Source organism: Mesorhizobium sp. 113-3-3 (assembly GCF_016756495.1).
Classification (GTDB): domain Bacteria; phylum Pseudomonadota; class Alphaproteobacteria; order Rhizobiales; family Rhizobiaceae; genus Mesorhizobium.
Genome location: NZ_AP023243.1, coordinates 1,971,374 through 1,992,061, shown reverse-complemented (window position 1 = coordinate 1,992,061; position 20,688 = coordinate 1,971,374). Strand labels below are relative to the sequence as shown.

23 protein-coding genes and 1 tRNA gene are annotated in these 20,688 nt (G+C 63.3%); 14 read left to right on the top strand and 10 right to left on the bottom strand.

All coding sequences use genetic code 11. From position 1 onward, the window contains the following. Positions 1 to 4 precede the first annotated feature (4 nt). The gene (kdpA, locus tag JG746_RS09705; protein WP_202357931.1) at positions 5 to 1,708 is read right to left on the bottom strand and encodes a potassium-transporting ATPase subunit KdpA; all 1,704 of its coding nucleotides are present in this window, start codon (positions 1,706 to 1,708) and stop codon (positions 5 to 7) included. 21 nt (positions 1,709 to 1,729) lie between these two features. Beyond that, entirely contained in the window at positions 1,730 to 1,819 is a 90-nt protein-coding gene (gene kdpF / locus JG746_RS09700; protein ID WP_019861144.1) for a K(+)-transporting ATPase subunit F, read from the bottom strand. 431 nt (positions 1,820 to 2,250) lie between these two features. On the opposite strand from kdpF, the gene JG746_RS09695 reads away from it, so the two are divergent. After that, positions 2,251 to 2,748: a YciE/YciF ferroxidase family protein gene (locus tag JG746_RS09695; RefSeq protein WP_202357930.1), complete on the top strand. Its 498-nt coding sequence runs from the start codon at positions 2,251 to 2,253 to the stop codon at positions 2,746 to 2,748. A gap of 78 nt (positions 2,749 to 2,826) precedes the next feature. On the opposite strand, the gene JG746_RS09690 is transcribed toward JG746_RS09695, so the two are convergent. Continuing rightward, positions 2,827 to 3,546, bottom strand: a complete 720-nt coding sequence (locus JG746_RS09690; protein ID WP_202357929.1) for a Crp/Fnr family transcriptional regulator — start codon at positions 3,544 to 3,546, stop codon at positions 2,827 to 2,829. Between the two features lie 223 nt (positions 3,547 to 3,769). Between JG746_RS09690 and JG746_RS09685 the strand changes: the two genes are divergently transcribed. After that, positions 3,770 to 4,006, top strand: coding sequence for a DUF6894 family protein (locus JG746_RS09685; protein WP_202357928.1), 237 nt, complete (start codon positions 3,770 to 3,772; stop codon positions 4,004 to 4,006). 154 nt (positions 4,007 to 4,160) lie between these two features. After that, positions 4,161 to 4,358 (top strand): hypothetical protein, encoded by a 198-nt coding sequence (locus JG746_RS09680; protein ID WP_202357927.1) that lies wholly within the window; start codon positions 4,161 to 4,163, stop codon positions 4,356 to 4,358. Between the two features lie 150 nt (positions 4,359 to 4,508). Here JG746_RS09680 and JG746_RS09675 read toward each other — a convergent pair whose 3' ends face one another. Continuing rightward, complete coding sequence (locus JG746_RS09675; protein WP_202357926.1) at positions 4,509 to 4,811, bottom strand: DUF982 domain-containing protein; 303 nt, start codon at positions 4,809 to 4,811, stop codon at positions 4,509 to 4,511. A gap of 930 nt (positions 4,812 to 5,741) precedes the next feature. On the opposite strand from JG746_RS09675, the gene JG746_RS09670 reads away from it, so the two are divergent. Further along, positions 5,742 to 7,244 carry a winged helix-turn-helix domain-containing tetratricopeptide repeat protein gene (locus JG746_RS09670; protein WP_202357925.1) on the top strand — a complete coding sequence of 501 codons (1,503 nt, stop codon included), beginning with the start codon at positions 5,742 to 5,744 and terminating at the stop codon, positions 7,242 to 7,244. Between the two features lie 69 nt (positions 7,245 to 7,313). Here the strand turns inward: JG746_RS09670 and JG746_RS09665 are convergent. Beyond that, positions 7,314 to 7,403 (bottom strand) — tRNA-Ser (locus JG746_RS09665). Between the two features lie 367 nt (positions 7,404 to 7,770). Between JG746_RS09665 and JG746_RS09660 the strand changes: the two genes are divergently transcribed. From JG746_RS09660 to JG746_RS09650, 3 genes are all read left to right on the top strand, one after another. Next, positions 7,771 to 8,487, top strand: a complete 717-nt coding sequence (locus tag JG746_RS09660; protein WP_244730723.1) for a hypothetical protein — start codon at positions 7,771 to 7,773, stop codon at positions 8,485 to 8,487. A gap of 132 nt (positions 8,488 to 8,619) precedes the next feature. Further along, the gene (locus JG746_RS09655; RefSeq protein ID WP_202357924.1) at positions 8,620 to 8,943 is read left to right on the top strand and encodes a hypothetical protein; all 324 of its coding nucleotides are present in this window, start codon (positions 8,620 to 8,622) and stop codon (positions 8,941 to 8,943) included. 218 nt (positions 8,944 to 9,161) lie between these two features. Continuing rightward, positions 9,162 to 10,151, top strand: a complete 990-nt coding sequence (locus JG746_RS09650) for a BMP family lipoprotein (protein ID WP_202357923.1) — start codon at positions 9,162 to 9,164, stop codon at positions 10,149 to 10,151. A gap of 64 nt (positions 10,152 to 10,215) precedes the next feature. On the opposite strand, the gene JG746_RS09645 is transcribed toward JG746_RS09650, so the two are convergent. Continuing rightward, complete coding sequence (locus JG746_RS09645; RefSeq protein WP_202357922.1) at positions 10,216 to 10,608, bottom strand: hypothetical protein; 393 nt, start codon at positions 10,606 to 10,608, stop codon at positions 10,216 to 10,218. A 22-nt stretch (positions 10,609 to 10,630) separates the two neighbouring features. Beyond that, a complete protein-coding gene (locus tag JG746_RS09640; RefSeq protein WP_202359303.1) occupies positions 10,631 to 10,837 on the bottom strand; it encodes a SlyX family protein in 207 nt (68 codons plus the stop codon). 217 nt (positions 10,838 to 11,054) lie between these two features. On the opposite strand from JG746_RS09640, the gene JG746_RS09635 reads away from it, so the two are divergent. The 6 genes from JG746_RS09635 (at position 11,055) to deoA (ending at position 17,309) form a co-directional block, all read left to right on the top strand. Then, positions 11,055 to 12,587 (top strand): ABC transporter ATP-binding protein, encoded by a 1,533-nt coding sequence (locus JG746_RS09635; protein WP_202357921.1) that lies wholly within the window; start codon positions 11,055 to 11,057, stop codon positions 12,585 to 12,587. Next, positions 12,584 to 13,723: an ABC transporter permease gene (locus JG746_RS09630; protein ID WP_202357920.1), complete on the top strand. Its 1,140-nt coding sequence runs from the start codon at positions 12,584 to 12,586 to the stop codon at positions 13,721 to 13,723. Before JG746_RS09635 ends, JG746_RS09630 begins: the two co-directional genes overlap by 4 nt. Position 13,724: 1 nt before the next feature. Next, entirely contained in the window at positions 13,725 to 14,696 is a 972-nt protein-coding gene (locus JG746_RS09625) for an ABC transporter permease (RefSeq protein ID WP_202357919.1), read from the top strand. A 61-nt stretch (positions 14,697 to 14,757) separates the two neighbouring features. Then, a complete protein-coding gene (cdd, locus tag JG746_RS09620) occupies positions 14,758 to 15,150 on the top strand; it encodes a cytidine deaminase (protein ID WP_202357918.1) in 393 nt (130 codons plus the stop codon). 30 nt (positions 15,151 to 15,180) lie between these two features. Further along, the gene (locus JG746_RS09615; protein WP_202357917.1) at positions 15,181 to 15,990 is read left to right on the top strand and encodes a purine-nucleoside phosphorylase; all 810 of its coding nucleotides are present in this window, start codon (positions 15,181 to 15,183) and stop codon (positions 15,988 to 15,990) included. After that, a complete protein-coding gene (deoA, locus tag JG746_RS09610) occupies positions 15,990 to 17,309 on the top strand; it encodes a thymidine phosphorylase (RefSeq protein ID WP_202357916.1) in 1,320 nt (439 codons plus the stop codon). The genes JG746_RS09615 and deoA overlap by 1 nt, the downstream gene beginning before the upstream one ends. Here the strand turns inward: deoA and JG746_RS09605 are convergent, their stop codons facing one another. From JG746_RS09605 to JG746_RS09595, 3 genes are all read right to left on the bottom strand, one after another. Then, positions 17,310 to 17,873, bottom strand: a complete 564-nt coding sequence (locus tag JG746_RS09605) for a TIGR02281 family clan AA aspartic protease (protein ID WP_202357915.1) — start codon at positions 17,871 to 17,873, stop codon at positions 17,310 to 17,312. It lies immediately after the preceding gene. A 116-nt stretch (positions 17,874 to 17,989) separates the two neighbouring features. Next, the gene (gene upp / locus JG746_RS09600; protein WP_095199484.1) at positions 17,990 to 18,619 is read right to left on the bottom strand and encodes a uracil phosphoribosyltransferase; all 630 of its coding nucleotides are present in this window, start codon (positions 18,617 to 18,619) and stop codon (positions 17,990 to 17,992) included. A gap of 125 nt (positions 18,620 to 18,744) precedes the next feature. After that, positions 18,745 to 19,719, bottom strand: a complete 975-nt coding sequence (locus tag JG746_RS09595) for an adenosine deaminase (protein WP_202357914.1) — start codon at positions 19,717 to 19,719, stop codon at positions 18,745 to 18,747. Between the two features lie 134 nt (positions 19,720 to 19,853). Between JG746_RS09595 and ubiE the strand changes: the two genes are divergently transcribed. Beyond that, positions 19,854 to 20,630, top strand: a complete 777-nt coding sequence (gene ubiE, locus JG746_RS09590; protein WP_202357913.1) for a bifunctional demethylmenaquinone methyltransferase/2-methoxy-6-polyprenyl-1,4-benzoquinol methylase UbiE — start codon at positions 19,854 to 19,856, stop codon at positions 20,628 to 20,630. The last annotated feature ends 58 nt before the right edge of the window (positions 20,631 to 20,688 follow it).

Sequence of the window (20,688 nt, the reverse complement as noted above, 5' to 3'; positions counted from 1 at the left end):
CGCCTCAGAAGGTTTGCCCGTGGATCATCGCCAGGTGCTCGATGATCGGGCCGACGGCGAGCGCCGGGAAGAAGGTGAGGCCGCCGACGATGACGATGACGCCGATCAGCAGGCCGACGAACAGCGGCCCATCGGTCGGGAACGTTCCGGCCGACGCCGGCACGGTCTTCTTCGCCGCCAGCGAGCCGGCGATGGCGAGCGCCGGGATGATGACCAGGAAGCGGCCCATCAGCATGCCGATGCCGATGGTGATGTTGTACCAGGGCGTGTTGCCGCTGAGGCCGCCAAAGGCCGAACCGTTGTTCGCCGCCGCCGACGTGTAGGCATAGAGCACCTCGGAGAAGCCGTGCGGACCGCCATTGGCCATCGAGGCCACGGCGCTCGGCAGGACGACGGCGATCGCCGTGAAGATCAGCATGGCGAGCGGCAGGCACAGGATGGCCAGCATCGCCATCTTGACCTCCTTGGCCTCGATCTTCTTGCCGAGATATTCGGGCGTGCGGCCAACCATCAGGCCGGCGACGAAGACGGCGACGACGATGAACATCAGGATGCCATAGAAGCCGGCGCCGACGCCGCCGACGATGACCTCGCCAAGCTGCATGTTGATCAGCGGGATCATGCCGCCGAGCGCGGTGAAGCTGTCATGCATGGCATTGACGGCGCCGCAGGAAGCGGCCGTCGTGATGACGGCGAACAGCGCCGACAAAGCGATGCCGAAGCGGCTTTCCTTGCCTTCCATGTTGCCGCCGTCGATGCCCAGCGCATGCACCAGCGGATTGCCCGCGGCCTCCGCCCAGTAGCAGACGGCGACGCCGGCGATGAACAGGACGCCCATCGACGCCAGGATCGCCCAGCCCTGGCGCTGGTTGCCGACCATGCGGCCGAAGACATTGGTCAGCGCGGCACCCAGCGCGAAGATCGTCACCATCTGGATCAGGTTGGAGATGGCGTCGGGATTTTCGAAGGGATGCGCGGCATTGGCATTGAAGAAGCCGCCGCCATTGGTGCCGAGCATCTTGATGGCCACCTGCGAGGCGACAGGGCCGAGCGCGATGGTCTGCTTGGCGCCCTCCAGCGTGGTGGCGTCGACGTAAGGCCCGAGCGTCTGCGGCATGCCGAGCCAGACATAGACCAGCGTCAGCACGATGCAGAGCGGCAGGAGCACATAGAGCGTGCAGCGGGTCATATCGACCCAGAAATTGCCGATCGATTTGCCCGAGGCGCGGGCGAAGCCGCGGATCAGTGCGACGGCGATGGCGATGCCGGTGGCCGCCGAGACGAAATTCTGGACAGTCAGCCCGGCCATCTGCAGGAGATACGACATCGTGCTCTCGCCGCCATAGTTCTGCCAGTTGGTGTTGGTCACGAAACTGGCGGCGGTGTTGAAGGCGAGCGCCGGGTCGACCGCGCCCATGCCGGCGGGATTGTAGGGCAGACCGCCCTGCAGGCGCTGCAGGGCGTAAAGCACCAGGAACCCTGCAAGGTTGAACAAAAGCAAAGCCACCGCATAAGCGGTCCAGTGCTGTTCCTCGCGCTCGCTGGTGCCGCAAATGCGGTAGAGCCCGCGCTCGAGCGGGCCGAAGATCGGTGAAAGCAGCGTGCGATCGCCGTTGAAGACGCGGTGCATGTAGAAGCCCAGTGGCTTCGTCAGCAAAACGATGATCCCGCAGAAGACCAGGATCTGTATCCAACCGTTCAGTGTCATGGCTGTGGCTTTCCCGTGCCTTCAGAAGCGTTCTGGACGAACGAGGGCGTATGTGAGGTAGGCGAGCAGGAACAAGGTCACGCCACCACCGAGGATGTAATCGAAAAGCATGGTTCGATCCTTCAGTTCAAATTCTGTCGCAGGCTTTGACGTAAACCAAGGACAGGACAAAAAACAAAACCCCTATCACGAGAACAATGATGTCCATTGTGCTTGTTCCTTGCTTTCACTTTGCTATTCGCGCCTGCCGGAGGCAGGTCGGCAATTACCTGAAAACCGCGCGCCGCATTGCGATTGGCGGCGTCCGACGTTTTTCCCAGGTGGAATATGGACCCGATCGCCATAAAGGTTCGAGACGGCGCGGGGCGGAAAGAAATAGGAATTTTATAAAGGTTTTTGCCAGGCCGTCGCTGTTGGGCGAGATGGCGTCTCCTGAGGATTTGCTGGGTTGGGCCGCTCGACCGCGCTGTGCGGCGCGAATGGAACAAATCATCCTGCAGGAGATTGTCGGCCTGAGGGTTCACGCATCAAAGGATACGACCATGGCAAAGCAGAAAATGCTCGACGACCTGTTTCACGACACGCTGAAGGACATCTATTTCGCCGAAAAAAAGATACTGGCGACGCTGCCGAAAATGGCAAAGGCCGCGCAAAGCGCCGAACTGAAGGCTGCTTTCGAAAAGCACCGCACCGAGACCGAGGGCCATGTCGCGAGACTGGAAAAAGTCTTCGGTGTGATCGGCAAGAAGCCGGTCGGCAAGACCTGCGCGGCCATCATGGGCATCACCGAGGAAGGCGCCGAGATCATGGAGGAATACAAGGGATCTCCCGCGCTCGACGCCGGCCTGCTGGCCGCCGCGCAAGCGGTTGAGCACTACGAGATCTCACGCTATGGCACGCTGAGGACCTGGGCCGGTGAACTCGGCCTGAACGACGCCGTGACGCTTCTCGAAGCGACGCTGAAGGAAGAGAAGGCCACGGACGAGGCGCTGACCACGATCGCCGAGTCGGCAGTGAACATCGCCGCCGAAGCGGCGTAAATCTGTAGAGATCGGTAGCCGCCCTAAGGTGTGTTGAGATTCAGGTCAGGCCGTCATCCCCTGAATATCAACGCACCTTTAGCGTGGCTCCCGCATCATGCTGAGATAGGTCGGGTCGAACTCGGCGATTTCCTGCAGGCGGTGCCAGTCCAGAATGGTCACCGTGTGGTTTGCCCAGCTGACGACGCCGACCTTGCGCAGGGCGCCGATGACCCGGTTCATGTGGACCACGGACAGGCCGAGAACATCGGCCAGTTCAGCCTGCGAGAGCGGCAGGTGAAAGCTCATGCCGTTGGTTCGCTGCACCACCTGGAGCCGGACGAAGAGTTCGCACACGAGGTGGGCCAGATGCGAGGTCTTTGAGCGCCGACCCATGGCGACGATCCATTCGCGATGGATGGCACCGTCGACCAGCGTATCCAGCCACAACAACCGTGTCAGATGCGGCGCCTGCTCGGTGATGGCGCGAAGCCGGCTATGGTCCGCGAACATGACATGACAAGGCGACAGAGCGACGATGCCGTGATCCATGGTCTTCAGCAGGAAGGCGTGGAGATCGACGAAGTCGCCGGGCACCTGCAACGACGTGAACTGCCGGCCGCCATTCTCCAGCACCTTGTAGCGCGCCGCCAGCCCGTCGAGGATCAGCGTCGAATAGGTCGGCCGCGACCCCGATGCGACGATGTCCTGGCCGGTGGCGAAGTGCCTCTCGAAGGTCATCGCCCCGGCCAGCAGCGCCTTCTCGGCGTCCGACAGCGAGTCATGCTGGCCCAGGTTCAGATAGAGGGATTCAAGCACCGCAATCTCCGGCGAAAGGGCTTCGGCAGCCGATCGCCATCTTGTTCTGTCGCAAGCAAAGGCGGCTGCGGCTGCACTAAGCCCTTTCGCCGCTGATAAGCATTAACATTTGTTAGAGCCTGCTTGTTCCACGGCGAATGCCACCATTTATGGAACAACTGCGTGGCCTGCGAATTGTCGGTTGAATATCTCGCCATTTCAGCAGCCTGAGGTTCAGCCCATCATGCCTCGATATTATCTTGACCTCTACAATGGCGACGGTCTGACGGTCGATGATGACGGCCAGGTCTTCGAGACGCGCGAGCGCATGCGGCGCGAAGCCATCCGCATCCTGCCTGACATCGTCCGCGACGAGATCATCGAAAACGACCACACCGCCATCACCGTGAAGGTACGCGACGAGGACGGGCGCCAGATATTCCAGGCGTCGCTCGTCGTCTCGTCAGGCTGGTGTGACTGACATTTCTCCATCCCGGACATCGATGACAAAAGTTTTCCGAACATCATTTGTAATCGCCGCCCCCGCCGCAACGCTGCACCATGCGGGGCCGGAAGATGATGGAGGCGGCGGTTTGTTCGCAACCAACGCCGCTTCGGAATGGAGCTAGCAGCACATGGTCCGTGCAAAAGTAGACACCCAGCGCGACGAACGCGCCAAACGTGAATCGCAGATCGTGATCGACGCCGAGCGGGCGGCCCGCGAAGCAAAGACAGCCAGGCTGAGAGAGCTGCGCCTCGCAGCGCAGTCATCGCAAGAGGCCGACGTGGCGAGGCCCAAGCCGACACGTCGGCGCACGCCTTCGAAAGGTTGATCGCCCACAACCGCTGGGCAAACATCACCGGTGGACAACGTGATCCCTGCGATCGTCTTGCAATAAGGCGAAAGCCCGGCTCGGGGAGGCCAAGCCGGGCTTTCGGTGATGGCGGCGTTGGCCGCCGAGACGCGAGATAGTCCCAAAAACTCAGGCGGCGTAGCCGCCATAACCGCGCGCGACGGCGCGCGCCACGATGACCGGCTCGATCTCTGGCCAGAGGATGCCGGTCGCCCGCGCGAACTCGACGAGCGCATGGCGCGCCTCGTCCCGGGTGATGCAGCCCTCCAGCGCAAGCCCACACGCCTCGACGGCATTGCGATAAAGCGGGCCACGGCGCGAGGTCGTCCAATCGGTCAGGAAATCGTGCATTTCGGCCAGCGAGGCAATCTCGCGCTTGAAGCCAAGGCCGACGGTGAGCGCCACAGGCGAATGAAACAGCTTGTCGTACATGAAACGGCTCCTGATTATCGCAGCGCCAGGAGAAATATCCGGGCTGGTCCACGGACGGGACGCCGTGAAACGCGCGGAGGGGGCGGAGGTTCCGGATGGACGCTTCTATTCCTGGCTGCTCCGCAACAAGGGGCATTGCCGCACGGCGATTTCGGCCCATGGCACGACAAGCAGGAAGGCCTTTCCCGTAGCACGGCTCATCAATGCGTCGTGCGGGCTACCGGCGGCAACGCCTCATCTTTGCAGGAGAGCGGTCGGCAAGGAAACCCGCGCTCGCGCGGCGCGCGCAGGCGGGTCCAGGGCCGCGCATATAGTGAAGCTCTGGTCGGTAGTGCGGTGCAATGAATTCGCGAAAGGCTGATGCCAACCGATTGATTACAGCCAGACGTCCTGTGACCCAATCTCTGCAAGAAGCCGCTGCATGAGGCTGTTCGATTCCGATCCACAGTCTCGTCGCCATCGAGGTGGTTCCCTATGATCGTGTGATGGCCGGCGGACATGATCGCAAAATCCGCGACGCTGAAGCCGCCGCCGATAAGGTCTCGGCTGGTGGAGCGCTTGAGCAGAAGACCGAATTGTTTTGAGCCGCAGTCAAAAACCGCCACGAGTGCGGCACGGGGGCGGCCACCCCCAGGGCGATGGCCAATAACACTGCCACAAGCCCGAACAGAAGCTTACGCGACATCATTGTCCCAACCTCACACGCCGGTGTCGATATGAAACAGCGTCCTAGCGCCCGGCAGTGCCTGGAGCTGTGGCAGCAAGAACCGTGCCACGCTTGCCTCACATGCTTCATGGAGAGATAGGCGTGTCGGCTCTCTTTGAAGAAAACCGGCCAGGCCTTGGCTCGACAACCGTCGCAACGGTTTCTGGCTCTGGAGGCGGTGCCAAACCTGTTCCGAAAAGCTCCGAAACGTCTAGTATGCCCATATGCAGGGCACTCGCGTCGCTTTTGGTCCGTTCCTACTCGATCCCGACATCGGGACGCTCCTTAAGGAGCAGGTCCCGATCGCTGTTGGGCATCGTGGGCTGACACTGCTTGCCGCGCTTACGGCCCGGCCCGGTGAGATCCTGACCAAGGCCGAGCTGATGGACGCTGCCTGGCCGGGCACCGCCGTCGAGGAAGGCAACCTTACCGTCCAAATCGCGGCACTGAGAAAGGCACTCGGTCCGGCTGACAAAGGCGGCGAGTGGATCGCCACGGTGCCCCGCGTCGGCTACCGCTTCACCGGGACTGTCGAGCCGGTGGCGAGCGCATCCCCCAGACAGATACCACCGGCCGGCAAGCCGTCGATTGCAGTGCTGCCTTTTGCCAATTTGAGTGGCGATCAGGACCAGCAGTATCTCAGCGACGGCATAACCGAGGACATAATTACGGAGCTGGCCAGGTTCCGCTCCCTCCTCGTCATCGCCCGCAATTCATCTTTTCAGTTTCGCCATCCGGCATTGGACATTGCCGAAGTCCATCGCAAACTGGGCGTTCGCTACCTCGTCGAAGGCAGCATCCGAAAGCTCGGTGATCGCATTCGGATCACCACACAGTTGATTGACGCCGCCACCGGCACCCACCTGTGGGCTCAAAGGTACGATCGGGGCCTCGACGACATCTTCGCTTTGCAGGACGAGGTTGCGGCCCTTATCGCCTCGATGGTCGAAGGCCAGGCGGAGGCCGATTCGGCGAGCCGGACCAGGCGCAAGCTTCCGGCCGATTGGGACGCATACGACTACTACCTGCAGGGGCGCGCGCACTTCCACCGTTATGAGATGGACATGTCCGAGCCCCTGTTCGTCCGGTGTGTCGAGCTCGATTCGACGTTCGCTCAAGGCCACGCCTTCCTCGCGCAGGCCCTCGTCGGCAGGTTTTGGTACGACAACGATCCGCGGACGCTGCAGAAGGCCTGGAACGCGGCACAAACGGCGCTCGCTTTCGACAGGAGCGATGGCGTCTGTCACCAGAGCATGGGGCTGGTGCTTACGCACATGCGCCAGCACGGCGATGCCGGAGTGCATTTCGAGCAAGCGCGCTCGCTGAACCCGCTGGACGTGAACATAGCGGGGGATTACGCAAGCTGGCTCAACTACGGCGGACGGGCCGAGATGGCGCTGAACGTGCTCGAAACCGCGCTCCTGCGCGACCCCTTACCTCCGATATGGTTCTGGGAGGTGAAGGGCAGCTCCCTCTTCCTGCTTGGCAGATACTCGGAAGCCGTCGCTTCGTATCAGAAGGCTGGTGACCATTTCTTCATTCATGCCTTCCTCGCAGCGGCGTACGCACATCTGGGCGAGACGCAGAAGGCGCGTGCCGCAGTCGAGGAAGCACTGACGAGGAAACACGACCTGACCGTCCGGCTGATTTCAGGTCTACCGTTCGCCGACCAAGTCGCCCTCGAACTTTTCACGTCAGGCTTCAGAAAGGCCGGTTTTCCCGCGTGAGACGCATTGGGAAGGAGGCAAGCGACGTCGACAACTATCTTACAAAATCGATACGTTAGGCGAAAAAACTGGCGGAGAGAGCGGGATTCGAACCCGCGTTACGGTCTCCCGTAAACACACTTTCCAGGCGTGCGCCTTCAACCACTCGGCCACCTCTCCGTCCTTTGCATGTCGCGCCGGCCGGTTTCGCCGCGCGGGTTGGGGAGATGCATCTCCTTTGGGCTGCGGCGCGGGATGTCCGCGCCTGGATGCCGCCCAACCAGCGGACATCCTTCCCCGGCACCTGAGCCGTCGAAGCAACAGGCGCGGGGCTCATCTAGTCGATCCCGCGCCGAATGCCAAGCCATAAGCGCAGTCTATTCGCTTTGCCGGCCACATGGTGTTCGCAATCCCGCCGCCGCGCCTGTTTGCGGGGTGTCGGCCCCGAATGATGTGCACAGGCAAGGCAGCAGGGCCGGCCGCGCTTGACTTCCCTGCTGGTCGCGCGTCGAGTGAAGCAGAGGCCATGCGGGGGCATTGTCCGGACATGACATCAAGCAGCGAACAACCGGGCAGTGGGCAGGCGCCAGCCGGCCGCCCAGGCGACCTTTTCTACGTCCCGGTGGGCTGGCTCATCTTCGTCATGGCGTGGTCGGTCTACGGCCTTACGTCGGCCTGGTGGCTGGTCGGCAATTCCGACCTGCCGGACAAGGTCTTCTATTTCTTTTTTGGCGGGCTCGTCGCCAACGTCATCACCATCCTGTGGGGGCTATACCTGCTCGGCCTCGCCTTTGGCCGTTCGGGGCGCTTCCCCCGCCATTTCACCATCTGGCAGATCGCCACCATCGTCTGGGTGCTGGCGAGACAGGCCTATATGCTGACCGTGCCGGAATTCGTCTTCACCGCCAGGAGCCTCGGCATCACCGCCATCGAGATCGGCATCGGCCTGCTTTGCATCTACCTGCTGCGCCCCGGCTCCGGCGCCGGGACCGTCTACGCCAGGCCGCAAACAGAGGCGCCGCCGGTCTTCGTTTCCATCATCGCCGCCCTGCTCGGCATCATTCTCGGCGCCGTCATCGGCGCCCTGGTTGGCTTCTTCGCCGGCTCGGTGATCGCCGATGTCGCTGAAGTGAGCTGCTTTGAGGGCGGCTGCGGCTATTTCGCCGCCTTCATCGGCCTGGCCGGGCTGGTGGTCGGCGCCATTGGCGGCGGCATTCTCGCCGTCTGGCTCGTTCATCGGCGCAGGCGCAAGCCTGTGGCATAGGGACGGGAACGCGCGAGTATTCAAATTCGCGTATCGCGGTTGCGGGCAAGCCGGACAAATTCTATTTCTCGTTTCGGGACACGTGCCGGAGATCCCTTGGGAAGCATCCAGGATCGGCCAGGGGAGAGCTTGATGTTTCGCTTCATTTTCCGTCTTGCCGCCATGATCGCGCTGTCGGTCTCCGTCATCATGGCGGTGCTCGACACGACCCGCACGGTGGCGGCTTCGGCGCTCGTGCTGACCCCGCTCAATGCCAGCTGGCTGGCTGTCTCGCCGGACACGCGGGCCGCCTTCGAAACCTTCATCCGCGCCAAGGCCAGTCCGCTTTTGTGGGACGGCTTCATCGCCTGGGTGCTCAACCAGCCGGGATTTGCCGTGTTCGCGGTGCTGGCCTTCCTGCTTTACGCCATCGGCTACAGGCGCCAGCGGCGCACGGGCCAATTCGCCGCCAACTGATCGGCAGGGGCAATCGGCAAAGATCAAGTTGCGGCGCGGTCCGACCGTGGCACGCTTTTCCAAAAGGTCAAAATTCCGCGTGAATTTTGTTTCGGGCCGTGCCAGATTGCCCAGGAGCGGGAGGGGAATACACTCCTGGCTGACGTCGCATGCCTGCCGGAGAACCGGGCAGGCAGGCGGTGCGTAACGGAAAAAATAACTGACAGGGTGTGGATCACATGAAACGTATCGTTCTCGGCCTCCTGGCCGCAACCGCAATGGTTCTTCCGGCTTTCGCCGCGGATGTCCAGCCGGCCATCCTCTATGATCTGGGCGGCAAGTTCGACAAATCCTTCAACGAGGCCGCCTTCCATGGCGCCGAGAAGTTCAAGACCGAGACCGGCGTCGCCTATGTCGAGTTCGAAGTGTCCAACGCTTCACAGCGCGAGCAGGCGCTGCGCCGCTTCGCCGAGGATGGCCGTAACCCGATCGTCATGGCCGGTTTTGCCTGGGAAGATGCCCTCAAGGCGGTCGCAAAGGATTATCCCGACCTGAACTTCGCCATCATCGACGACGCCGTCGACATGCCCAATGTCCGCTCGCTGGTGTTCAAGGAGAATGAAGGCTCCTATCTGGTCGGCATCCTGGCAGGGATGGCCTCGAAGTCCAAGAAGGTCTCCTTCATCGGCGGCATGGACATCCCGCTGATCCGCAAGTTCGAATGCGGCTATGTCGGCGGCGCCAAGGCCGCCGGTGCGACCGACGTCATCCAGAACATGACCGGCGACACGCCGGCTGCCTGGAACGACCCGGCCAAGGGCGGAGAGATCGCCAAGACGCAGATCGACCAGGGTTCCGACGTGGTCTACGCCGCGGCCGGCGGCACCGGCGTCGGCGTGCTGCAGGCGGCCGCGGATGCCGGCAAGCTCGGCATCGGCGTCGATTCCAACCAGAACGGCCTGCAGCCCGGCAAGGTGCTGACCTCGATGCTTAAGCGCGTCGACGTTGCCGTCTACACCGCCTTCATGGACGGCAAGAACGGCACCTTCAAGGGCGGCGTGCAGAATCTCGGCCTCAAGGAAGGCGGCGTCGACTACGCCATGGACGACAACAACAAGGCGCTGGTGACGGACGAGATGAAGGCGGCGGTCGAGAAGGCCAAGGCCGACATCATTGCCGGCAAGATCCAGGTGCACGACTACACGGCTGACAACGCCTGCCCCTATTGATCGGCAGCACCATACAGCCATGATTTGCAGCCGCCGGGTGAAAGCCCGGCGGTTTTGCGTCGGCCTATAATTTCCCCACCAGATAGCCTAACGCGAAAACAGCGATCAGCACGACGGCGACGACAAATCCGCGCCGGCCGCCAGGCGAATGCACGCCCACGCCGTAGGGCGGGCGCGACAGGCTTCGGATCACCGGCTTGACATCATTGCCCAGCCCAACGCTGCGCATCTGCGGCAATTCGGCGAGGCGTTGCGTAACCAGCGCCCAGTGATTGGCGGGCAAGGCAGGCTTTTCGGCCCGGTCGAACATGTGCATACGTTCGGCAAGCTGCAGCACGGCGTCGCGGAAGGCAGGGTCTATCTCCAGATCGCGCTCGGCCCGTTCGCGGTCTGTATCGTTCATCAGGCCGAGCACATAGTCGCCAGCCCGAGCGATGCGATCCCTTTCACCGACCATGGCTTGTGCCCTCCCCTCGTCCTTACCAATGCGGCGGCTTGGTTATCGGCACATCGGGCGCCGCCTGCTCCTCCAGCGCCAGGAAGCGGTCGGTCAGCGCGTCGAGCTTGCGCTGCAGGCGCTCGATCACCGTCCACTGCTCGGCGATCTGCCCCGACAGTTCCTCGATGGTCTTTTCCTGCTCGGCGGCGCGGATTTCCAGCGTCGTCAGCCGGTCGGCGGGCATGATCATTCGCAGTTCCTGATGTTGCACCACAATGCCTTGCATCGTGCTGCGAATTTCGATGTCGTCATATTAGCGAATATGAAGCCTGCGGACACGTTGGAAATTGACAAGCACACCGGGATTTGCCGAGAGTGGATACTGCTCCGGCCAATTGGCACGGGCGGGGCGTCATGCTAGGCATTTTGACCAAGCGATAAAAAATAAAAGTGGGACTGGCTGCATGGCGCAAGCCGCAATCGAACTGATCGGCATCAACAAGAGTTTTGGCGCCGTGCGCGCCAACCGCGACATCAATCTGGAGATCGCGCGCGGCACCATCCACGGCATCGTCGGCGAGAACGGCGCCGGCAAGTCGACGCTGATGTCGATCCTTTACGGCTTCTACCAGGCCGACAGCGGCGAGATCCGCGTCGGCGGCAAGCCGGCGTCGATCAAGACCCCCAATGACGCGATCGCGCTCGGCATCGGCATGGTGCACCAGCATTTCATGCTGGTCGACAATTTCTCGGTGCTCGAAAACATCATTCTCGGCGCCGAAAGCGATGCGCTCTTGAAAAGCAGCATCGCCAAGGCGCGCTCGGAACTCGAGCGGCTGGAGCGCGAATACGGGCTCGAAGTCGACCCCGACGCCATCATTGAGGAGTTGCCGGTCGGCCTGCAGCAGCGCGTCGAAATCCTCAAGGCGCTCTATCGCGGCGCCGAGATCCTCATTCTCGACGAGCCGACGGGCGTCTTGACGCCGGCCGAGGCCGACCACCTGTTCCGCATCCTCAAGCAGTTGAAGGAACAGGGAAAGACGGTGGTGCTGATCACCCACAAGCTGCGCGAGATCATGGCCATTACCGACAATGTCTCGGTCATGCGCCAGGGTACGATGGTGGCGACGCGCGAAACCAGCAAGACGACGGTGGGCGAACTGGCCGAACTGATGGTCGGGCGCCGCGTGCTTCTGAGGGTCGAAAAGGGCGAAGCGGAAGCCGGCGCCGTCAAGCTCGCGGTCAAGAACCTGACGGTGAAGGATTCGCGTGGCGTCACCATGGTCGACGATATTTCCTTCGACCTGCGCGCCGGCGAGATCGTCGGCATTGCCGGCGTCGCCGGCAACGGCCAGTCCGAGCTGCTCGAGGCGATTTCCGGCATCAGGCGCGCGGTTTCCGGCTCGGTCATGCTCGATGGCAAGCCGATCGACCTCACGGGCGCCGCCGACCCCGGCGAACTGCGCGACCGCGGGCTGGCGCATGTGCCGGAGGATCGCCATCATGTCGGGCTGGTGCTGGCCTTCGAGGAGAACGAGAATTCCATCCTCGGCTATCACGACGACCCCCGCTATCTCAAAGGGCCGTTCCTCAACGTCGAGGCCATCATGGCCGATGCCAAGGACAAGATCGAGAAATACGATATCCGTCCCGGCAATCCGCGCCTTAAGACCGCGAATTTCTCCGGCGGCAACCAGCAGAAGATCGTGCTCGCGCGGGAGATGGAGCAGGATCCCGGCGTGCTGATCGTCGGCCAGCCGACACGCGGCGTCGATGTCGGCGCCATCGAATTCATCCACAAGCGCCTCATCGCCATGCGCGACCAGGGCAAGGCCGTGCTGGTGGTCTCGGTGGAACTCGACGAGATCCGTTCGCTGTCCGACCGCATCCTGGTGATGTTTGCCGGCCGCATCGTCGGTGAGCGCGGTCCGGAAGCGACCGAGGGCGAGCTTGGCCTGCTGATGGCGGGTGTCGAGCGCCAGGAGGCAGCACTTTGAGCACGCCATACGCCAAACTGCCGGCCTGGGCCGATTATGGGCTGATCCCGCTGATCAACCTGGCGGTGGCCTTCATCGTCGCCGGCTTCGTCGTGCTCCTGGTCGGCGAGAACCCGTTCCGCGCCGCCGTCGTCCTGGTCGAGGGCGCCTTCGGCAAGGGGACAGGCATCGCCTTCACCCTCTTCTATGCCACCACCTTCATCTTCACGGGACTTTCGGTGGCAGTGGCGGCGCATTGCGGCCTGTTCAACATCGGCACCGAGGGACAGGCCTACATAGCCGGCCTCGGCATCGCCATCGTCTGCCTGTCCTTCGACAGCACGCTGCCCTGGTGGCTGACATTTCCGATGGCCATCGTCGCTTCGGCGCTTGTGGGCGCCTTGTGGGCGCTTATCCCCGCCTACCTTCAGGCCAGGCGCGGCTCGCACATCGTCATCACCACCATCATGTTCAACTTCATCGCCGCGTCGATCATGGTCTATCTGCTGGTTGGGCCATTGAAGCCGGCGGGGTCGCAGGCGCCGCAGACCCGCAACTTCCTTGCCGGCGCCGAACTGCCAAAACTCAACTGGATCATCGAACTGTTCGGCGCCAAGATCCGCTCGGCGCCGCTCAACGTCACCTTCCTGCTGGCGCTGCTCATGGCCTTCCTGGTCTGGCTGCTGATCTGGCGCACCAAGCTCGGCTATGAAATGCGCACCTATGGCCACAGCCCCAAGGCGGCGCGCTATGCCGGCATTTCGGAAACCCGCATCATCATCACCGCGATGATGATCTCCGGCGCGCTCGCCGGCATGATGGCGCTCAATCCGGTGATGGGCGACCAGCACAATGTCGCGATCGACTTCGTCTCCGGCGCCGGCTTCGTCGGTATCGCCGTGGCCCTGATGGGACGTCTGCACCCGGTCGGAATCGTACTGGCGGCGATCCTGTTCGGCATGCTCTATCAGGGCGGCGCCGAACTCGCCTTCGAGATGCCGGCGATCAGCCGCGACATGATCGTCATTATCCAGGGCTTGGTGATCCTGTTCGCCGGTGCGCTCGAACACATGTTCAGGCCTTACATCCAGGCGCTGTTCGCCTCGTTCAGTCCGCGGTCGGTCGGCATGGAAGCGGTCAAGGGAAAGGGCGCCTGAGATGGATGTCTTTATCGCCATCGTGCAGATACTGGACTCGACCATCCGCTTGTCGGTGCCATTGCTGCTCGCATGCCTCGCCGGCCTCTTTTCCGAGCGTTCCGGCATCTTCGACATCGGGCTGGAAGGCAAGATGCTGGTCGGCGCCTTCGCCGGCGCGGCGGCTGCTTCCGTCTTCCATTCGGCCTTTATCGGCCTCGGCATGGCCATCCTGATCTCTGTCGCCTTCGCCATGGTGCACGGCTTCGCCTCGATCACCCACCGCGGCAACCAGATCGTGTCTGGCGTGGCCATCAATTTCATCGCCGCCGGCTCGACCATCATCCTCGGCCAGGCCTGGTTCCAGCAGGGCGGGCGCACGCCGGCGCTGCAGCCGGGCGAGCGGTTCGACGCGATTGTCTGGCCCGGCGCCGAAGCGGTCAGGGACGTGCCCGTCATCGGGCCGATCTATGCGGAACTGATCTCGGGCCATTCGCTGCTGGTCTACGTCGCCTTCCTGATGGTGCCGTTCACCTGGTGGGTGCTGTTCCGCACCCGCTTCGGCCTCAGATTGCGCGCCGTCGGCGAGAATCCGGCCGCCGTCGACACCGCCGGCATTTCGGTCGCCTGGCTGCGCTACCGCGCCCTGATCTGCACCGGCATCCTCACCGGCGTCGCCGGCGCCTACCTGTCGATGGTGCAGAATGGCGGCTTCGTGAAGGACATGACCGCCGGCAAGGGCTACATCGCGCTGGCAGCACTGATCTTCGCCAAATGGAAGCCGGTCAACGCCATGTTCGCCTGCCTGCTGTTTGGCTTCCTCGATGCGGCGGCGATCCGCCTGCAGGGCTCGCCGCTGCCGATCATCGGCAAGGTGCCGGTGCAGTTCATGCAGGCCTTGCCCTATATCCTCACCGTCATCCTGCTTGCCGGTTTCATCGGCAAGGCCATCCCGCCGCGTGCCGGTGGCGTGCCCTACGTCAAGGAACGCTGAACGTCGGCGGCCCAGCGAAAGCGCCGGGTTTTGGACACGATCATCGGAGAGAACAACTGACATGTCGCATGATCTGTTCGAAGCGGCCAGGACCGCCATGGCCAAGGCCTACGCGCCCTACTCGAAATTCCCGGTGGGCGCTGCCTTGCGCACCGAGGACGGACGCGTCTTCGCCGGGGCCAACATCGAAGTCGCCTCCTATCCCGAAGGCTGGTGCGCCGAGACCACCGCGCTTGGCCACTACATCATGGGCGGCGGTGGCAAGATCGTGGAAATCGCGGTCCTCGCCGAACGCATGGCCAAATGCTCGCCTTGCGGCGGCTGCCGCCAGCGGCTGGCCGAATTCTGCCAGCCGGACACAAAACTCTACCTCTGCGACAATACGGGCGTCGCCGAAACCGTCACCATGGGCGACATGCTGCCCTGTGGCTTCCGCGGCGATATTCTCAAGTGAAGAATTGGCTGAAATGAAGAGCGGGCTGCAATGACCGAAAAGGCCGTGGACCATCTGATCGAAAGGCTGGACGGCTTGGCGCCGACGACGGCGCTGGTGCTGGGATCGGGCCTCGGCGTCCTTGTCGACCGGATCGAGCACCCGATCCGCGTCCCCTATGCCGACCTGCCAGGTTTCCCCAGGAGCGGCGTCAGCGGCCATGCTGGCGAAGTGGTGGCGGGCCTGTTTGCCGGCACGCCGGTGCTGATGCTGTCCGGCCGCGCCCATTACTACGAGCACGGCAACGCGGCGGCGATGCGGCCGGTGCTGGAGGTGCTCGCCGGTATCGGCATCACCAAGCTGATCCTCACCAATGCCGCCGGTTCGGTCGACCCGGACATGCCGCCGGGCTCGGTGATGATGATCACCGACCACATCAATTTCTCCGGCAGCAACCCGCTGATCGGCGAGCCGAGCGACCGCCGCTTCGTCGGCCTGACCGAAGCCTATGACGCAGGCATCCGCAAGGCGATCGAAGGCGCCGCGAAGGCGACCGGCACCGCGCTGCACAAGGGCGTCTATATGTGGTTTTCCGGCCCGTGTTTCGAAACGCCGGCCGAAATCCGCATGGCGCGCATCATGGGCGCCAACGCCGTGGGCATGTCGACCGTGCCGGAAGTCATTCTCGCCCGCTTCCTTGGCTTGCGTGTCGCTGCCTGCTCGGTCATCACCAATCTGGCGGCCGGCATGACCGGAGCCGAACTTTCGCACCAGGAGACCAAGGACATGGCGCCGGTCGGCGGGTCGCGGCTGGCCACGGTCCTGCACAGGGTGTTCCGCGACGGACTGCTGGAGACCTGATGCTTCCGCAGGAAATCATCCGCCACAAGCGAGACGGCCACAGGCTATCGGCCGGTGAAATCGCAGCCTTCATCGACGGCCTGACCTCGGGCGCCGTCACCGATGGCCAGGCCGCGGCTTTCGCCATGGCGGTGTTCTTCAATGGCATGAACCGCGACGAGGCCGTCGCGTTGACGCTGGCCATGCGCGATTCCGGCGATGTGCTCGACTGGTCGAACCTGCCCGGCCCGGTCACCGACAAGCATTCGACCGGCGGCGTCGGCGACAATGTCTCGCTGATGCTGGCCCCGATCGTGGCCGCATGCGGGGCCTATGTACCGATGATTTCGGGCCGTGGCCTTGGCCATACAGGCGGCACGCTGGACAAGATGGATGCGATCCCCGGCTATGCCAGCCAGCCCGATATCGCGCTGTTTCGCCAGGCGGTGCTGGAAACGGGCTGCGCCATCATCGGCCAGACCGCCGATTTGGCGCCCGCCGACCGCCGGCTCTATGCCATCCGCGACGTCACCGGCACCGTGGAATCGGTGCCACTGATCACCGCCTCGATCCTGTCGAAGAAGCTGGCCGCCGGCCTGGGTTCGCTGGTGCTCGACGTCAAGGTCGGCAACGGCGCCTTCATGGAGAAGTCGCGGGACGCGACCGCGCTCGCCAACAGCCTCGTCGAAGTCGCCAGCGGCGCCGGGCTGAAGGTTTCGGCGCTGATCACCGGCATGAACGAGCCGCTGGCCTCTTCCGCCGGCAATGCCGTCGAGGTGCGCAACGCCGTCGATTTCCTCACCGGCCGCCTGCGCGACCGGCGGCTGGAGGACGTGACGCTGGCGCTGGCCGCCGAGATGCTGCAGTCGACGGGACTGGTGTCGTCCAACCAGGACGGTTTGCGGCGCGCCACCGAGACGCTCGCCAGCGGCCGCGCCGCCGCCACCTTCGCGCGCATGGTGGCGGTGCTAGGCGGCCCCGCGGATTTCATCGAGAAGCCGGAAAAATATCTGCCCGACGCGCCAACGGAATTGCCGGTCAAGGCGACGACGGGCGGTTTCGTCACCGGCATCGCCACGCGCGACATCGGCCTTGCGGTGGTCGGCCTGGGCGGCGGGCGCACGAGGCCTGACGACAAGATCGACCCCAGCGTCGGCATCACCAGGCTGCTGCCCATAGGCGCGGAAGTCCATGCCGGAGACGCGCTGGCGCTGATCCATGCCCGCTCGCCCGCCGATGCCGAGGCGGCCGCAGCCGCCGTGGTTTCGGCCTATGCGATCGGCGCCTCGAAACCACCGGCGGACAAAACCGTCATCCGGCGGATCCTGCCGCGCGGTTGATTATTGGACAAGCAGCAGCGTGCCGTTTTCGGCCTGGAATTTGCCGAGCCGGCTGAGGAAGCTCATGCCGATCAGATTGGTTTGCAGCGCCTTGTCGTCGAGCACGATGGCCTGCACGCCGTCGACGCTGATGCTGCCGATCTGCAGGCGATCGATCGTCACCACCGCCGCCTTGATCGAGCCGTTGGCGGTGTTCACCTCATAGCTGAAATCCGACGGATTGAGCGACAGCCCGATCCGGCGTGCCGTCGACGTGTTGACCGCCACGAGGGTGGCGCCGGTGTCGATCATGCCGTCGACTTGACGGCCGTTTAACTTGAAGGTCGACGAGAAATGTCCGCGCCCGTCCGCGGCGACGACAACCTTGCGGCCGGTCGGCAGCGGCGCCACCGGCTTGTCGGGAACCGACGCCAGGTTGACTTGCGGTTGTGCCTCGACCTCGGGCCTGGCCGTCACCGTCGATTTCAGCAGGTTTTCGAAGATCTGCGGATTCGATTGATAGACGACAGGGATCGATGCCGATGTCCCGGCAAAGACGCTGAGGATGAGAAGCTTGCGCAGCATGGATCGGCCTTTGTTACGGTCGATCCTTTAGCGCCGGATGGTGTTTGCCGCTTTAACGGGCGCCAAAACCGCGCCGTTGCGTAAACATTCGGTAAATCGCACCGAGCCAGCTCGTGCTATTTCGTCCCGTACATGCGATCGCCGGCGTCGCCGAGGCCGGGCATGATGTAGCCCTTCTCGTTGAGCTGGCGGTCGATGGACGCCGTGAAGACCGGAACGTCCGGATGCGCCTTGGTGAAGCGCTCGATACCCTCGGGCGCCGCCAGAAGGCAGAGGAAGCGGATGTTGGTGGCGCCGCGCCCTTTCAGCTTGTCGATCGCCGCGATCGCCGAATTGGCCGTCGCCAGCATAGGGTCGACGACGATCACCAGCCGGTCGGCGAGGTCGCTCGGCGCCTTGAAGAAATATTCGACCGCCTCAAGCGTCTCATGGTCGCGGTAGAGGCCGATATGGGCGACGCGCGCCGCCGGCACCAGGTCGAGCAGGCCTTCCAGCAGGCCGTTGCCGGCGCGCAGCACCGAAGCGAACACCAGCTTCTTGCCCTCCAGCGTCGGCGCTTCCATTTCCTCGATTGGGGTCTCGATGGTGGTGGTGGTCAGTTCGAGATTGCGGGTGACCTCGTAGCCGAGTAGCAGCGATATCTCGCGCAAAAGCCGCCGGAAGCCGGCCGTGGACGTCTCCTTCTTGCGCATGATGGTCAGCTTGTGCTGGACAAGCGGGTGGTCGACGACGGTGACGCCCTTCATGGTGCTCTCCTGATGCGTGTCGCCCGGCGCGCGGACGCGCTTCAGGCAGTTGGAACGACCCTAGCGGCTATGAAGCGGCCAAGGAACCGCCTGGCGGCAACCGACCACAGCTTTGTCGGAGAAAATCAGCGCGCCGCGCCGTTCAGCCGCGCAAGAAGTGCCGCCTTGGTCTTCCTGTCGACAAAGGCGGCTTCGATGGCGGTTCTGGTGACGGCGGCAAGCGCCTTTTCGTTCATCGCAAAATGCTCCGCCGCGATATCGTATTCGCGCTTCAGCGAGGTCCAGAAATAGGGCGGGTCGTCGGAGTTGAGCGTCACCTTGCAGCCGGCCGCCTGCAAGGTCGGAAACGGATGGTCGGCAAAACTATCGAACACCTTGAGCGCGATGTTGGAACCAGGGCAGCATTCCAGAACGATGCCTTCGTCGGCGATGCGCCGGACAAGGTCCGGATTCTCGATGGCGCGCACGCCATGGCCGATGCGCGAGGGGCGGATATGGTCGAGCGCCGCCTGCACGGTCTCCCAGCCCGTCAGTTCGCCGGCATGGATGGTGATGCCGAGCCCGGCCTCGCGCGCGATCTCGAAAGCCCTGACATAGTCTTCCATCTCGCCCATGCGCTCGTCGCCGGCAACGCCGAAGCCGGTGACCAGCGGATGCCCGCAACGCGCCGCGAAGCGCGCCGCCTGCTCGATCGACTCGACGCCGACATGGCGCACGCCGGTGACGATCATGCGGCCCTCAATGCCGGTCTTGGCCTTGGCGCGCAGCATGCCTTCGCCGAGCGCGTCGGTATAGGCCTTGGGCGACAGGCCGGCTTTCGTCGCATGGTCCGGCGAGGTGAACACTTCGGAATAGATGGCGCCGTCGCGGGCAAGGCTGGTCAGATAGTGGTCGGCCAGCCGGGCGTAGTCCTCCTCGGTGCGGAACAGATCGGCGGAAAAATCGTAAGCCGCGAGGAAGGACGTGAAATCGTGCCAGACGAAGGAACCGTTCTGGATATAGGGTGAGGTATCCTTGCCGTATTTCTGCGCCTGCCGGATGACGAGTTCGGGCGCCGCTGCCCCTTCAATATGGCAGTGCAGTTCCGCTTTCAAAGGCATTCAAACATCCCGTCGGTCAGTCCAGGTCTTGAAAACCCACCACCTGGAAGCGCGGCTGAACACCGCGCCTTAAACAATAGCGCCCACAGCATCGATCGGCTATGGTCCCGCCGGTTTTATGACGGATCAAAAAAATGTCAGTTGAGAGAACCACGGCCGCGGGCGGCATGGAAACCTCCTATGGTTTCAAGCGTGTAGGGGAAGGCGAGAAGCAGTCCCTGGTCAACGATGTTTTCCACAAGGTCGCCAACCGCTACGACCTGATGAACGACCTGATGTCGGCCGGCCTGCACCGGCTGTGGAAGGATGCCATGGTCACCTGGCTCAATCCGCCGAAGCGGCCGGGCTGGAAGGTCCTGGACGTGGCCGGCGGCACCGGCGACATCGCCTTCCGCATCATCGATGCCAGCCATGGCAACGCGCACGCCACGGTGCTCGACATCAACGGCTCGATGCTCGGTGTCGGCCGCGATAGGGCGCAAAAGAAGGGCCTGTCCGGCAACACCGATTTTGTCGAGGCCAATGCCGAGGAACTGCCCTTTGCCGATGCCACATTCGACGCCTACACCATCGCTTTCGGCATCCGCAACGTGCCGCGCATCGATGTCGCGCTCGCGGAAGCGTTCCGCGTGCTGAAGCCGGGCGGCCGGTTCCTGTGCCTGGAATTTTCCGAGGTCGAAATGCCGCTGCTCGACAAGGCCTATGAAGCCTGGTCGTTCAACGCCATTCCCAGGATCGGCAAGATGGTCACCGGCGACGGCGAGCCCTATTCCTATCTGGTCGAATCGATCGCGAAATTCCCCAACCAGCAGAATTTCGCGGCGATGATTTCCCGCGCCGGTTTCGACCGCGTTTCGTTCCGCAACTATTCCGGCGGCATTGCCGCGCTTCATTCGGGCTGGAAGCTTTGATTCTGGCCCGCATTTCCCATCATGGATATGGCTCGTGCCGGTCTCAAGGACCGGCCGG